The 13,740-nt window shown below is 40.4% G+C and carries 15 protein-coding genes and 1 pseudogene; 12 read left to right on the forward strand and 4 right to left on the reverse strand.

Annotation, left to right across the window (positions count from 1 at the left end; genetic code table 11):
• The first annotated feature begins 141 nt into the window (after positions 1-141).
• From csrA to galU, 3 genes are all read left to right on the forward strand, one after another.
• A complete protein-coding gene (gene csrA, locus O1Q80_RS02920; protein ID WP_386689139.1) occupies positions 142-333 on the forward strand; it encodes a carbon storage regulator CsrA in 192 nt (63 codons plus the stop codon).
• Positions 334-342: 9 nt separating this feature from the next.
• Positions 343-1,707, forward strand: a complete 1,365-nt coding sequence (locus O1Q80_RS02925; protein WP_386689141.1) for a phosphomannomutase CpsG — start codon at positions 343-345, stop codon at positions 1,705-1,707.
• 153 nt (positions 1,708-1,860) lie between these two features.
• On the forward strand, positions 1,861-2,748 hold the full coding sequence (gene galU / locus O1Q80_RS02930) for a UTP--glucose-1-phosphate uridylyltransferase GalU (RefSeq protein ID WP_386695586.1): 888 nt from the start codon (positions 1,861-1,863) through the stop codon (positions 2,746-2,748).
• Positions 2,749-2,801: 53 nt separating this feature from the next.
• Here the strand turns inward: galU and O1Q80_RS02935 are convergent, their stop codons facing one another.
• Positions 2,802-3,860 carry a glycosyltransferase family 9 protein gene (locus O1Q80_RS02935; protein ID WP_386695588.1) on the reverse strand — a complete coding sequence of 353 codons (1,059 nt, stop codon included), beginning with the start codon at positions 3,858-3,860 and terminating at the stop codon, positions 2,802-2,804.
• Positions 3,861-3,936: 76 nt separating this feature from the next.
• Here O1Q80_RS02935 and O1Q80_RS02940 point away from each other — a divergent pair, with 76 nt between their 5' ends.
• A complete protein-coding gene (locus O1Q80_RS02940) occupies positions 3,937-4,674 on the forward strand; it encodes a 3-deoxy-D-manno-octulosonic acid kinase (RefSeq protein WP_386695590.1) in 738 nt (245 codons plus the stop codon).
• A gap of 51 nt (positions 4,675-4,725) precedes the next feature.
• Positions 4,726-6,441 carry a proline--tRNA ligase gene (gene proS / locus O1Q80_RS02945; RefSeq protein ID WP_386695592.1) on the forward strand — a complete coding sequence of 572 codons (1,716 nt, stop codon included), beginning with the start codon at positions 4,726-4,728 and terminating at the stop codon, positions 6,439-6,441.
• 50 nt (positions 6,442-6,491) lie between these two features.
• Here proS and modC read toward each other — a convergent pair.
• The 3 genes and pseudogenes from modC to gpt form a co-directional block, all read right to left on the reverse strand.
• Positions 6,492-7,178: pseudogene (modC, locus tag O1Q80_RS02950) on the reverse strand (molybdenum ABC transporter ATP-binding protein); the annotation flags it as partial.
• Entirely contained in the window at positions 7,165-7,881 is a 717-nt protein-coding gene (gene modB / locus O1Q80_RS02955) for a molybdate ABC transporter permease subunit (protein ID WP_386689155.1), read from the reverse strand. The gene modB and the pseudogene modC, both read right to left, overlap by 14 nt.
• A 63-nt stretch (positions 7,882-7,944) precedes the next feature.
• On the reverse strand, positions 7,945-8,403 hold the full coding sequence (gene gpt / locus O1Q80_RS02960) for a xanthine phosphoribosyltransferase (protein WP_386689157.1): 459 nt from the start codon (positions 8,401-8,403) through the stop codon (positions 7,945-7,947).
• Between the two features lie 188 nt (positions 8,404-8,591).
• Between gpt and O1Q80_RS02965 the strand changes: the two genes are divergently transcribed.
• The 7 genes from O1Q80_RS02965 (at position 8,592) to rplL (ending at position 13,698) form a co-directional block, all read left to right on the forward strand.
• The gene (locus O1Q80_RS02965; RefSeq protein WP_386695593.1) at positions 8,592-10,049 is read left to right on the forward strand and encodes an aminoacyl-histidine dipeptidase; all 1,458 of its coding nucleotides are present in this window, start codon (positions 8,592-8,594) and stop codon (positions 10,047-10,049) included.
• A gap of 112 nt (positions 10,050-10,161) precedes the next feature.
• The gene (gene secE, locus O1Q80_RS02970) at positions 10,162-10,575 is read left to right on the forward strand and encodes a preprotein translocase subunit SecE (RefSeq protein ID WP_386689161.1); all 414 of its coding nucleotides are present in this window, start codon (positions 10,162-10,164) and stop codon (positions 10,573-10,575) included.
• A gap of 4 nt (positions 10,576-10,579) precedes the next feature.
• Entirely contained in the window at positions 10,580-11,134 is a 555-nt protein-coding gene (gene nusG / locus O1Q80_RS02975) for a transcription termination/antitermination protein NusG (protein ID WP_386689163.1), read from the forward strand.
• Positions 11,135-11,329: 195 nt separating this feature from the next.
• Entirely contained in the window at positions 11,330-11,758 is a 429-nt protein-coding gene (rplK, locus tag O1Q80_RS02980; RefSeq protein ID WP_386689165.1) for a 50S ribosomal protein L11, read from the forward strand.
• 4 nt (positions 11,759-11,762) lie between these two features.
• Positions 11,763-12,452 carry a 50S ribosomal protein L1 gene (gene rplA / locus O1Q80_RS02985; protein WP_386691515.1) on the forward strand — a complete coding sequence of 230 codons (690 nt, stop codon included), beginning with the start codon at positions 11,763-11,765 and terminating at the stop codon, positions 12,450-12,452.
• A 325-nt stretch (positions 12,453-12,777) separates the two neighbouring features.
• On the forward strand, positions 12,778-13,269 hold the full coding sequence (rplJ, locus tag O1Q80_RS02990; protein WP_386689169.1) for a 50S ribosomal protein L10: 492 nt from the start codon (positions 12,778-12,780) through the stop codon (positions 13,267-13,269).
• A gap of 57 nt (positions 13,270-13,326) precedes the next feature.
• Entirely contained in the window at positions 13,327-13,698 is a 372-nt protein-coding gene (gene rplL / locus O1Q80_RS02995) for a 50S ribosomal protein L7/L12 (protein WP_386689171.1), read from the forward strand.
• Positions 13,699-13,740: the final 42 nt, after the last annotated feature.

The following is a 13,740-nucleotide window of genomic DNA, read 5'->3' on the forward strand; positions in this document are numbered from 1 at the left end:
TTTTAATTTATAAGACTGGTTATCAATAGGGAAGTTGATAGGTATTGTGGAGGTTTTATTTTTCTTTCTAACGGAAGACAAAGTGAAACATCCACAGACTATGGCACAAGACAGATATAATCATATAAAAGGAAGAAGTATATGCTAGTTTTGACAAGGAAACTGGGTGAAAGCTTACTCATTGGCGATGATATTGAAATCACAGTGTTAAATGTCCGTGGTAATCAAGTAAAAATCGGTGTAAAAGCACCAAAAGACGTTTCCGTTCATCGGGAAGAAATCTATCAACGTATCAAGCAATCTCAAAATGAAAAACATTCAGAGGTTGAATAAGGAGAATCTATGAGTAAATTAACTTGCTTTAAAGCCTACGATATTCGTGGCCGTTTAGGTGATGAACTAAATGTTGATATTGCCTATCGCATTGGTCGTGCCTTTGGTCAATTCTTAAAGCCAAAAAATATTGTGGTGGGTGGTGACGTACGTTTAACCAGTAAAGAGCTGAAAAGTGCAGTAACAAATGGCTTATTAGATTCTGGCGTTGACGTGATTGATTTAGGTGAAGTCGGTACCGAAGAAGTTTATTTCGCTACTTCATTCTTAAAAGCTGATGGTGGTATTGAAGTCACCGCAAGTCACAATCCGATGGATTATAACGGCATGAAATTAGTGCGTGAAGGATCTCGCCCAATTAGTGCAGACACAGGACTCGCTGATATTCAACGTTTAGCGGAAGAAAATAATTTCCCTGCGGTAACTCAACGTGGTCAATATAAACAACAATCGGTGATTGGTGATTATGTTGAACGTTTACTTTCTTATGTAAACCTAGATAATATCAAACCATTAAAATTAGTGATTAACTCAGGTAATGGTGCGGCAGGTCATGTAGTGGATGCTATTGAAGCACAATTTAAAGCTCGCCGTGTGCCAGTGGAATTTATTAAGGTGCATAATAATCCAGACGGTACTTTCCCACATGGTATTCCTAACCCAATTTTACACGAAAACCGCCAAGACACCATTGATGCGGTATTAAAACACAAAGCCGATATGGGGATTGCCTTTGATGGCGACTTCGACCGTTGTTTCTTCTTTGATGAAAACGGTGGTTTCATTGAGGGTTATTATGTGGTCGGTCTATTAGGTCAGGCTTTCACCCAAAAACAAAAAGGGGCGAAGATTATCTACGATCCTCGTTTAATCTGGAATACGGAAAAATTAGTATCCGCTAACGGTGGAGAACCTGTCATGTCGAAATCAGGTCATTCTTTCATTAAGGAAAAAATGCGTGAAGTCGATGCGGTTTACGGTGGCGAAATGTCAGCACACCATTATTTCCGTGATTTCTACTATTGTGATAGTGGTATGGTGCCTTGGTTATTAGTGATGGAATTAGTTAGCACAACAGGTAAATCCTTAGGTCAATTAGTGACAGAAAGCATTAATACTTATCCATCACCAGGTGAAATCAACAGCAAATTAACCGATGCTAAAGCATCGATTGCTCGTGTCCGTGCTGCCTATGAAAAAGATGCGGTAAGTGTCAATGAAATTGACGGCATTAGCATTGAATATCCAAACTGGCGTTTCAATTTACGTAGTTCAAATACTGAACCCGTGGTGCGTTTGAACCTTGAAACCCGTGGGGATAAAGTGTTGATGCAAGAGAAGACTGATGAGATTTTGGCGTTATTGCGTCAATAAATAGTGTTAGCCCCCTCAGCCCTTCGGGCAGCTCCCCCCACAAGTAGGGGGAGCGAATAATTTTACCCGATAACATAAGTCATCATTTTCTTCCCCCCGCGTGCGGGGGGAAGTGTCCGAAGGACGAAGGGGGGCAAAATATAAGGACAAAAAATGAAAGTCATTATTCCTGTGGCTGGCTTAGGTACGCGAATGTTACCTGCCACCAAAGCCATTCCAAAAGAAATGCTTACTTTAGTGGATAAACCATTAATTCAATATGTAGTCAACGAATGTGTCAACGCTGGTGTAAAAGAAATCGTGCTAGTGACGCATTCTTCTAAAAATGCTATTGAAAACCATTTCGACACATCTTTTGAGTTAGAAACGATGTTAGAGAAGCGTGTAAAACGCCAGTTATTGGAAGAAGTGCGTGCTATTTGCCCGAAAGATGTCACTATTATGCACGTTCGCCAAGGCAATGCCAAAGGCTTGGGACACGCCGTTTTATGTGGTCGTCCTGTGGTGGGTAATGAGCCTTTTGCCGTGGTGTTGCCTGATGTGCTGTTAGCGGATTTTACAGCTAACCAAAAAACTGAAAATCTTGCCGCGATGATCAAACGCTTTAAAGAAACGGGCAATAGCCAAATTATGGTTGCCCCAGTGGATTCAAAAGATGTGAGTAGTTACGGTATTGCAGACTGTGATGGTGTGGAATTTGCTGGTGGTGAAAGTGCCAAAATTGCTCGTATGGTAGAAAAACCGAGTGTAGAAAAAGCACCGTCTAATCTTGCAGTAGTAGGGCGTTATGTATTTTCAGCGGGAATTTGGCGTTTATTAGAAAAAACGCCAGTTGGTGTCGGTGATGAAATTCAATTAACTGATGCCATTGATATGCTTATCGAAAAAGAAACCGTGGAGGCTTTCCACATGATGGGAGAGTCTTTCGACTGCGGTGATAAAATTGGTTATATGCAAGCCTTTGTAGAATATGGTTTACAACATGAAAAATTAGGCAAACCGTTCAAAGACTATTTGAAAAAATTAGCTAAAACCTTGTAACAAGCAGGGTAAAGAACAGGATTAGGGTGCGTTCAAACGTACCCTAACTTGCTTTAAAACCCCAATTTCCGCATTTCACTCACCACATCTTTCACTTCAATTTCCGCCATCAAATTTTTACCCGATAATTTGGTTGCCCATGGCAATTCTTGAGAGAGTTTATGAAATTCTTTAAACGCATTTTGCTCATAGACCGAAATCACATTATCCAAATTATGATAAGGACCTGTTCGCCAAGGATTATGATAAGCATACAGACCGATAACAGGTGTTCCCACCATGGTGGCAATATGAGCAGGACCACTATCGGGTGCGATCACTAAATCTGCTTGTTGGATTAAAGCGGTCAATTCAGCTAAACTCGTTTTTCCGCACGCATTGGTTATCTGATTATCACAAAGTGCGGTGATTTTTTGGCAAATTTCCATTTCTCGTGAAGCAGGAGAACCACATAAAATCACGTTAATACCTTGTTGAGTGGCAACATTGGCGAGTTCCGCATAGCGTTCAATCAACCAATCTTTTTCCGTTTTGCTGGAGCAAGGGGAAATAATCAGATTGCGTTGGTTTGGTTGAATAAAGGTTTTTGCCTTTTGTTGTGCTGGCAAAGAAAGATTTAATTGCCAATGCGGGGTAAATTTTGCTACGCCAATTTTTTCGGCAAATGCCATAAAACCGTCTAACACATGGGGATTTTCGGGATCATTCACCCGTTGATTAACAAAAAAACATTGTCCCTCTCTTGAGCGTTTTTTACCAAAACCGATTTTATATTTGGCTTTAATACCTAAAGATAAAATAGATGCACGGAAAGCGGTTTGCATATTTAATAAAGCATCAAATGATTGATTTCTTAGCTGTTTCCATAAAGCAAAAACGCCTCGCCAACCTGTTTTTTTATCAAATATAACTAAATCAATAGGCGGATTTTCAGGCATGACTTGCGATAATAACGCATACTCCACCTTTCCCACAATCCAAGTGATTTGACAAGCAGGATAAAAACGAGCAATTTCTTGTACCACGGCTAAAGCATGCGTAATATCACCAATGGCGGAAAGGCGTAGAACGCATAGGGATTTAGGAGGGTGTTGTTGGCTAAAAAGGGGCATAAAAAAAGATCCTTATTTTTTGCGAAACATGACTATTTTAAAGTAGAATGATGCGAACGCCAACAAGGAATATAAAATGATTGAACGACAAGATCAAAATTGCTTTTTTTTATTAGCGAATGACAGTTATGCTGAACTCAATTATCGTCAATTTTTTAGTCCAGATTACTGGTTAAAAAAAGAGCGAGTTTCAGGCACCGCCAAAGGACGTGGCACCACTTATTTTTTACAAACCGATGATCTGTTCGGTGTTAATGCCAGCTTACGCCATTACTATCGTGGCGGATTATGGGGCAAAATTATTCGAGATCGCTACCGTTTTACCGCACTTTCACAAACACGCAGTTTTGCCGAATTACGTTTGTTGCAAAAATTATACTTGGCTGGTTTACCTGTGCCGAAGCCGATTATGGCGGTCGTTGAAAAAGGCAAATTAGGTATTTGTTATCGTGCCGATATTTTGATGGAAAAAATCGAAAATGCTCAGGATTTAACCGCACTTTTACAACATCAAACCTTGCTCTCAGAAATTTGGCAACAGATTGGCGGCTTAATTCGCCAGTTGCACGATTTACAAATTTGCCATACGGATTTAAACGCCCATAATATTTTGCTCCAACAGACAGAAACAGGGCAAAAATGTTGGTTGTTAGATTTTGATAAGTGCGGTGAAAAATCAGGGGATTTTTGGAAACAAGGCAATCTTGAACGGTTACAGCGTTCTTTTCATAAGGAAATTGAACGTATGAAAATTCAATTTAGTACGCAAAATTGGCAAGATTTATTAAGCGGTTATCACAATCGCCAGATTTAATGATAGAATACCGCAAATTTTTTTGAATAGATAAAATAATTAGGAATACCAATGCGTACAAGTCAATATTTATTTTCAACGCTAAAAGAAACCCCGAATGATGCTCAAGTGGTGAGCCATCAGTTAATGCTAAGAGCAGGTATGATTCGCCCAATGGCATCTGGCTTATATAACTGGTTGCCAACAGGTGTTAAAGTATTGAAAAAAGTTGAAAATATTATTCGTGAAGAAATGAACAAAGGTGGTGCCATTGAAGTGCTAATGCCCGTGGTGCAACCTGCCGAACTTTGGCAAGAATCAGGGCGTTGGCAGGATTATGGTGCGGAGTTATTGCGTTTTACCGATCGTGGTAAACGTGATTTTGTGTTAGGACCTACTCACGAAGAAGTGATCACCGATTTAGTTCGCCGTGAAATCAGTTCTTACAAACAGTTACCGTTGAATTTATATCAAATTCAAACCAAATTCCGTGACGAAGTTCGTCCACGTTTTGGCGTAATGCGTTCCCGTGAATTTGTGATGAAAGACGCTTATTCTTTCCACACCACGAAAGAAAGTTTACAACAAACTTATGATGTGATGTATCAGGTTTATAGCAACATTTTCAATCGGTTAAACTTAGATTTCCGTGCAGTACAAGCGGATACAGGTTCAATCGGTGGTTCCGCATCACATGAGTTTCAAGTGCTGGCTCAAAGCGGTGAAGATGATGTGGTATTTTCTACCGAAAGTGATTTTGCCGCCAATATTGAATTAGCGGAAGCGGTGGCAGTGGGTGAACACCAACAACCAACCAAAGCTATGGAATTAGTGGATACGCCAAATGCCAAAACCATTGCGGAATTGGTAGAACAGTTTAATCTGCCGATTGAGAAAACCGCCAAAACCTTGATTGTAAAAGGGGCTACAGAAGAACAGCCGTTAATCGCCTTAATCTTACGTGGTGATCATGAATTAAATGAAGTTAAAGCTCAAAAACACCCGTTAGTCGCTGATCCATTAGAATTTGCTGACGAAGCAACAATTAAAGCCAAAATTGGGGCAGGTGTGGGTTCACTCGGTGTGGTGAATTTACCGATTCCAGCGGTGATTGATCGCTCCGTGGCATTAATGTCTGATTTTAGTGTAGGAGCGAATATTGACGGCAAACATTATTTCAATGTGAACTGGGAACGTGATGTGGTGTTACCTGAGATTTTTGATTTGCGTAACGTAGTCGAGGGTGATCCAAGTCCAGACGGAAAAGGCACATTGCAAATTAAACGAGGCATTGAAGTGGGGCATATTTTCCAACTGGGGACTAAATATTCCGAAGCCATGAAAGCCACCGTGCAAGGCGAAGACGGCAAACCGTTGGTGATGACGATGGGTTGCTATGGTGTAGGTGTGACTCGTGTAGTGGCAGCTGCCATTGAACAACATCATGATGAGCGTGGAATTATTTGGTCAAGCGATGAGATTGCCCCATTTACTGTGGCGATTGTGCCAATGAATATGCACAAATCCGACACAGTGCAACAATTCTCCGAAGATTTATACCGCACTTTACAATCGCAAGGTGTCGATGTGATTTTTGACGATCGCAAAGAACGCCCTGGTGTTATGTTTGCAGATATGGAGTTAATCGGTGTACCGCACATGGTCGTGATTGGTGAGAAAAATCTAGCGAATGGCGAAATTGAATATAAAAACCGCCGTACAGGGGAAAAGCAGATGATTGCAAAAGATGAACTGTTGGCGTTCTTAAAAGAGAATGTGAAAGCCTAGAGATAAAAATGACCGCCAAAGTGCGGTCATTTTTTTGCCTGTTTTTATCCTTTCCATTTCTCAAACAAGGGTGAATTAACCACATTTTCCACCTTATCAAAAGCAATCATTTTGCCGTTTTCTATTAAGATGACTTGCTCTGCCAATGTTGTGAGTTCATCAATACTATGGGTGACATACAAAATTGGAATAGCGATTTGTTGAGCGAGGTTTTCTAAATAGCTTAATAACTCTTGTTTACGCGGTAAATCAAGGGCGGATAAGGGTTCGTCCATCAGCAACATTTCCGGTTGACTTAATAACGCTCGTCCAATGGCGACCCGTTGTTTTTCCCCGCCAGACAGGCTGATTGGGTAGCGATTGAGTAAATGTTCGATACCAAGTAGTTGTACAATTCGGTCAAATTCCACCGCACTTTTTTTGCTTTTGGTATGAATGGCGTAGCGTAAATTGCCTTTTACGGAATAGTGTGGAAATAAACGTCCATCTTGGAATACATAGCCCATCTGGCGTTTATTGGGTGGTAGGCAGATGCCGTTATCGGTATCCACTAACACTTTGTCATTGAGTTTAATATAGCCTTGGTCAGGGTGAATTAAGCCACTGATTAAATTAATCACGGTGGATTTTCCCGAACCTGATAAGCCAAAAAGTGCGGTAACATTTTGGCTTGGAATTTGGGCGTTAAGTTGTAATTCAAAATTGCCTAAGCGTTTACTTACATTAATTTCTAGCATCAGATTGCCCCAATTTTTGTTGTGTCCGTTTGGCGAGCCATTCGGAAATAATCAGCGAGAGTAACGCAATAATAATGGAAATTAAACAAAGGCGAGCTGCTGCACCCTCGGCATTTGGGGTTTCGATAAAGGAATACATGGCGAGCGGTATGGTTTGGGTGACATTGGGAATGTTAGACACAAAGGTAATGGTTGCCCCAAATTCACCAAGGGAACGAGCAAAGCCTAAAATCATACCTGCCAAAATACCCGGGAAAGCTAAAGGTAAGGTGATGGTGTAAAAGGTTCGCCATGGTGAAGATCCGAGTGTTAGTGCGGCTTGTTCAAGACGCATATCAATGCTTTCAATGGCTAAACGGATAGAACGTACCACTAAGGGAAATGCAACCACGGCGGAAGCTAAAATCGCACCGTTAAGGCTAAAGCCAAAGGTAAAACCAAACCATTGCGAAATATATTTCCCGATAAACCCATTGCGTCCCATGGAAATCAGTAGTAAGTAACCGATTACCACAGGCGGTAACACAAGCGGTAAATGAACAATGCCGTTAAGTAAGGATTTACCCCAGAACGTTTTGCGAGCTAATAACCACGCAATCGCAATCGCAAAGGGTAATGCCCAAATATTCGCCCAAAATGCCACTTTTAGGCTTAAAATAATGGCATTTATTTCAGAGGGGGATAGTTTTATATAGTCAATCATATAGCGAATTTAGTTATTACAAGGGCGGACACACAGGTCCGCCCCAACAAGTATTTTATGTAATTATTTACGTACAATCGGAGGAACAAATCCTAAGCCTAAATCCCACGGCTGTTCAATCCACGTATTTTGCGGAATATCAATGACGTAATCATCGACTAATGATGCACCAGCAGGTTTAGCAAAAACCGTGACAAATTTTGCTTTTGGATACATTTTGCGAATTTCGCGAGCGGTGTTTCCCGTATCGACTAAATCATCGACAACGATAAAGCCTTCACCGTCCGTTTGAGCAGCGTGTAAGACTTTTAATTCGCCTTGTTGATCATGATCGTAGCTTGAAATACACACGGTTTCAACGTGACGTAAACCCAATTCACGTGCTAATACGGCAGCAGGAAATAAACCGCCACGGCTGACGGCAATAATGCCTTTCCATTGTGTTGCTGGTAATAAACGCTCAGCTAGTTTGCGAGCGTGCATTTGGAACATATCCCAAGTGACAACATATTTTTCACTCATAATTTTACCCTTAACTGATTTGAGAGAAATTTAAAAATTGCGTAAGGATACCATTTTCCCCGTAGTGAATACCAGAATTTTTATTTTTTACACCGCACTTTTTGCGAAAAATAATAGAAATATCAGGAATGTTTGTACAAATCCAGAAATTGATCCATAATTGAAAGGTTTTTTAAGGAGAATTTATTATGTCAGATATTCAAGTATTACAACCAAAACGTTTATGGCAATGGTTTGATCGCCTTTGTGCCATTCCACGTCCATCACATCACGAAGAAAAAGTTGCAAAATTTATTGTGGATTGGGCGAATGAGAAAGGTTTTTTTGTAGAACGTGATCAAATTGGTAACGTATTAATTCGTAAACCTGCCACCAAAGGTATGGAAAATCGTCAAAAAGTCGCCTTGCAAGCCCATCTGGATATGGTACCGCAAGCCAATGAAGGTTCTACCCATAATTTTTTAACCGATCCAATTTTACCTTATGTTGATGGTGAGTGGGTAAAAGCCAAAGGGACAACCTTGGGATCAGATAATGGAGTCGGTTTGGCATCAGCATTAGCGGTATTAGACAGTGAAGATTTAGCTCACCCAGAATTAGAAGTATTGTGTACGATGACTGAAGAAGCTGGCATGGACGGGGCACATAATTTAAAAGCCAACTGGTTGCAATCAAGCCTAATGATTAATACTGATACAGAAGAAATAGGTGAGGTTTATATTGGTTGTGCTGGCGGTGAAGATGCGAAAGTAAGTTTACCGATTCAACGGGAGAAAAATACTTTTACTAAGACCTATCAAGTTTCTTTAAAAGGGTTACGTGGTGGTCACTCAGGCAGTGAAATTAATACAAATCGAGTGAATGCGATTAAATTATTTGCTCGTTTCTTAGCAAATATTGAACAAACTCAAGCCTTTCCATTTGCTTTAGCGGAAATCCGAGGTGGCTCGGTGCGTAATGCAATTCCACGTGAAGCATACGCGATTGTTTGTGTAGATGATGAAAACGCTTTAAAAACTGCGGTGCAAAATTTCCAAGATTTTTTACAGAATGAACTGGCTATTGCGGAACCGAAAGCGATCATTTCGGTTTTATCAGTGGATAATCCAGAAACTATTTTTGATCAAGCCTCCACTCATAAAGCAATACATTTGCTTAATGCTTTGCCGAATGGGGTAGATCGTTATAGTGATGTCGTTGATGGCGTGGTGGAAACATCAAGCAGTATCGGTGTGTTAAAAACCGAAGACGATGAAGTAACAGGGCTGATTTTAATTCGCTCTTTAGTTGAAAGTGGTAAGCAATATGTGGCAAGTTTATTGTCATCTTTGACATCTTTATGTGGTGCAACAGTAACACTTTCTGGCAATTATCCTGGCTGGAAACCTCACCCAGATACTGATATTTTGCGTTTAACCCAACGCATTTATGCGGAAATATTAGGTGTTGAACCAACCATTAAAGTCATTCATGCAGGGTTGGAATGTGGCTTAATTAAACAGGCTTATCCAACGATGGAAATTGTGTCTTTTGGACCAACCATTGAGAATGCTCATTCCCCTGATGAGAAAGTGCATATTCCTGCTGTACAAATTTATTGGGAGCTATTGACCAAAGTATTGGCGAATATTCCAGAACAAAAATAAACAGAAAAATTCGGGGCAGCTAAAAATTTGATATGAAAATAGTGAAGAAAGTGATACAATCGCTCGTTCTTAAAAATGTCCCGAATTTTATATTTTATTGATAGGTTAATTTATGGCTCTTGTAACCGAGAAAAAGAAAAATGCACCTGAGCAAACAACAGGGCAAAAATCCGTTGGTTTAAACCGTTTATTATGGTTATTAGCTATCGTTGTAATCATTGTCGCTGCGGTAGGTAATATTTATTTTGCAGAACAGTATTCAACCGCTATTCGTGTGGTCGGTATTGTGCTATTAATTGCCGTTGCTTTAGGCTTGGCAGCTATTACTAATCAAGGAGCAAAAGCTCTCGCTTTCTTTAGTGATGCTCGTGTTGAAATGCGTAGAGTAGTTTGGCCAACGCGTTCCGAAGCAATGCAAACCACATTAATTGTGGCAGGCGTGACGGTAGTTGTTTCATTAATTTTATGGGCGTTTGACAGCATTATTATTAGCGTCCTTGATTTCTTAACCAACTTGAGATTCTAATCCTATGACAGAAACGACAACAGCTAAAAAACGTTGGTATGTATTACAGGCTTTCTCTGGTTTTGAAGGTCGAGTAGCCACAACATTGCGTGAATATATTAAGTTAAACCACATGGAAGATCAGTTCGGTGAAGTGCTTGTACCTACCGAAGAAGTGATTGAAAACGTGGCGGGTAAACGTCGTAAAAGCGAACGCAAATTCTTTCCAGGCTATGTGTTAGTGCAAATGGAAATGAATGATTATACATGGCAGTTGGTACGTAGTGTGCCACGTGTGATGGGTTTTATTGGCGGAACCCCAGATAAGCCCTTGCCAATTAGCCAACGTGAAGCCGATATTATTTTAAACCGAGTAGAACAAAATGCGGATAAACCACGTCCTAAAAACACTTTCCAACCAGGTGAAGAAGTGCGTGTTACTGAAGGTCCATTCGCTGACTTTAATGGTACCGTGGAAGAAGTGGATTATGAAAAAGGTCGGGTTAAAGTATCTGTGTCTATTTTTGGTCGTGCGACACCAGTTGAGCTTGAATTTGGTCAAGTAGAAAAAGCTCACTAAATTTACTGCACTTTCTTATTCTCAGAGCAAAGTGCGGTATTATTTTCTAAAGTTTTGTTGATTTTATCAACCTTAGACTTGAAATCTCGGTTGTATTTGATTAAAATGCAACCCTTTTTAACGCTTGCATTCGCAAGGAAACACACAGGGGAGCTGATTTTCAGCGTTATCACCCAAATATAAGGAAACTTAAAAATGGCAAAAAAAGTCCAAGCCTACGTTAAGCTACAAGTAGCAGCTGGTATGGCTAACCCATCACCACCAGTTGGTCCTGCATTAGGTCAACAAGGTGTGAACATTATGGAATTCTGTAAAGCATTCAACGCTCGTACTGAGAGCTTAGAAAAAGGTTTACCAATTCCAGTTGTAATTACTGTTTATGCAGACCGTTCATTCACATTCATTACTAAAACTCCACCAGCTGCAGTATTATTGAAAAAAGCTGTAGGTATTAAATCTGGTTCAGGTAAACCGAACAAAGATAAAGTGGGTACAGTAACTCAAGCACAACTTCGTCAAATCGCTGAAACTAAAGCAGCCGATATGACTGGTGCAACTATCGAAACCAAAATGAAATCAATCGCTGGTACTGCTCGTTCAATGGGCTTAGTGGTGGAGGAATAATACAATGGCTAAATTGACTAAAAAAATGAAAGCAATCAAAGCTGGCGTAGATTCTACTAAAGCGTATGAAATTAACGAAGCCATTGCAGTGTTAAAACAATTTGCAACCGCTAAATTCAAAGAAAGCGTTGATGTGGCAGTAAACTTAGGTATTGATCCACGTAAATCAGATCAAAACGTGCGTGGTGCCACTGTGTTACCACATGGTACAGGTCGTGAAGTGCGTGTTGCAGTGTTCACTCAAGGCGCCAATGCAGAAGCAGCGAAAGCCGCTGGTGCAGACTTAGTGGGTATGGAAGATCTTGCAGAGCAAGTGAAAAAAGGCGAAATGAACTTTGACGTAGTTATTGCTTCTCCAGATGCAATGCGTGTGGTTGGTCAATTAGGTCAAGTATTAGGTCCACGTGGCTTGATGCCAAACCCGAAAGTCGGTACTGTAACACCAAACGTAGCAGAAGCGGTTAAAAACGCAAAATCTGGTCAGGTTCGTTACCGTAATGATAAAAATGGTATTATCCATTCCACTATCGGTAAAGCGGATTTCTCTGCAGAACAATTAAAAGAAAACTTACAAGCACTTTTAGCAGCGTTAGTGAAAGCTAAACCAACCACTGCTAAAGGTATCTTTATCAAGAAAGTAAGCATCTCTACCACTATGGGTGCAGGTGTGGCTGTTGATCAGTCTTCACTTTAATTGATTGTTTGGTTTGGAAAAGTGCGGTTTTTTTTACCGTACTTTTTTATAGAAATGACTTTACCAGCAGGTGAAAGTCGTCTATAATTGCCGACCTAATTTTGCTATTTATAGCGAAATACTGATGGTGCTTGCCTCATCAAGCCCCGTCCAAGACCGTCGGTGGTTACATTAAATAGGTAATCTTAATATCCAACGTAGATGGTGAACAGAAAAAGAATTTTCTGCTTCTGTACACCGAAGTCGTCCTAATGGTTTATATTCAAATAGCCTATTAGGTAGTTTAATTCCGAGAAATCGGAGTGTATTCAGGAGCTAAAAGCCAATGGCATTAAATCTTCAAGACAAACAAGCAATTGTTGCTGAAGTAAATGAAGCAGCCAAAGGTGCCCTATCAGCAGTAATTGCGGACAGCCGTGGTGTGACTGTGGATAAAATGACTGAGTTACGCAAAACAGCTCGTGAAGCTGGCGTTTCAATGCGTGTGGTTCGTAATACTTTATTACGCCGTGCCGTTGAAGGGACAGAATTCGAATGTTTAAAAGATGCGTTTACTGGTCCTACTCTGATTGCATTTTCAAATGAGCATCCAGGTGCAGCAGCACGTTTATTTGCTGAATTTGCGAAAGCAAACAAAGAGTTTGAAGTTAAAGGTGCCGCCTTTGAAGGTAAAATCCAAGACGTTAATTTCTTGGCAACATTACCAACTTACGAAGAAGCGATTGCACGTTTAATGGGTACAATGAAAGAAGCTGCGGCAGGCAAACTTGTTCGCACTTTTGCAGCATTACGCGACAAATTACAAGAAGCGGCTTAATTTTAAAAGCACTTCTTAAATCGTTTATCAACTTATTTACTTTAGGAATTGATTGTTATGTCATTAACTAACGAACAACTAATCGAAGCAATTGCTTCAAAAACAGTATCAGAAATCGTTGAATTAATCGCAGCGATGGAAGAAAAATTCGGTGTTTCAGCAGCAGTAGCTGCAGCAGCTCCAGCAGCAGGTGCAGCAGGTGCGGCAGCAGAAGAAAAAACAGAATTTGATGTAGTTCTTGCTGAAGTGGGTGCAAACAAAGTTGCTGTGATCAAAGCAGTACGTGGTGCAACAGGTTTAGGCTTAAAAGAAGCGAAAGACTTAGTTGAATCTGCACCAGCTAACTTAAAAGAAGGCATTGCTAAAGCAGAAGCGGAAGCATTGAAAAAAGAATTAGAAGAAGCTGGTGCAAAAGTAGAAATCAAATAATTTTGATTGACACTTTTTCCACTTCGGAAACCAGATTTTCTG

The organism is Lonepinella sp. MS14435, assembly GCF_042485795.1.
Taxonomy (GTDB): Bacteria; Pseudomonadota; Gammaproteobacteria; order Enterobacterales; family Pasteurellaceae; genus Lonepinella.

Coding starts and splice junctions, on each gene's coding strand:
- proS (WP_386695592.1), top strand. CDS start 4,726: ATGCGTACAAGTCAATATTTATTTTCAACGCTAAAAGAAACCCCGAAT.
- csrA (WP_386689139.1), top strand. CDS start 142: ATGCTAGTTTTGACAAGGAAACTGGGTGAAAGCTTACTCATTGGCGAT.
- O1Q80_RS02940 (WP_386695590.1), top strand. CDS start 3,937: ATGATTGAACGACAAGATCAAAATTGCTTTTTTTTATTAGCGAATGAC.
- nusG (WP_386689163.1), top strand. CDS start 10,580: ATGACAGAAACGACAACAGCTAAAAAACGTTGGTATGTATTACAGGCT.
- O1Q80_RS02925 (WP_386689141.1), top strand. CDS start 343: ATGAGTAAATTAACTTGCTTTAAAGCCTACGATATTCGTGGCCGTTTA.
- rplL (WP_386689171.1), top strand. CDS start 13,327: ATGTCATTAACTAACGAACAACTAATCGAAGCAATTGCTTCAAAAACA.
- secE (WP_386689161.1), top strand. CDS start 10,162: ATGGCTCTTGTAACCGAGAAAAAGAAAAATGCACCTGAGCAAACAACA.
- rplA (WP_386691515.1), top strand. CDS start 11,763: ATGGCTAAATTGACTAAAAAAATGAAAGCAATCAAAGCTGGCGTAGAT.
- rplJ (WP_386689169.1), top strand. CDS start 12,778: ATGGCATTAAATCTTCAAGACAAACAAGCAATTGTTGCTGAAGTAAAT.
- gpt (WP_386689157.1), bottom strand. CDS start 8,403: ATGAGTGAAAAATATGTTGTCACTTGGGATATGTTCCAAATGCACGCT.
- modB (WP_386689155.1), bottom strand. CDS start 7,881: ATGATTGACTATATAAAACTATCCCCCTCTGAAATAAATGCCATTATT.
- galU (WP_386695586.1), top strand. CDS start 1,861: ATGAAAGTCATTATTCCTGTGGCTGGCTTAGGTACGCGAATGTTACCT.
- O1Q80_RS02935 (WP_386695588.1), bottom strand. CDS start 3,860: ATGCCCCTTTTTAGCCAACAACACCCTCCTAAATCCCTATGCGTTCTA.
- rplK (WP_386689165.1), top strand. CDS start 11,330: ATGGCAAAAAAAGTCCAAGCCTACGTTAAGCTACAAGTAGCAGCTGGT.
- O1Q80_RS02965 (WP_386695593.1), top strand. CDS start 8,592: ATGTCAGATATTCAAGTATTACAACCAAAACGTTTATGGCAATGGTTT.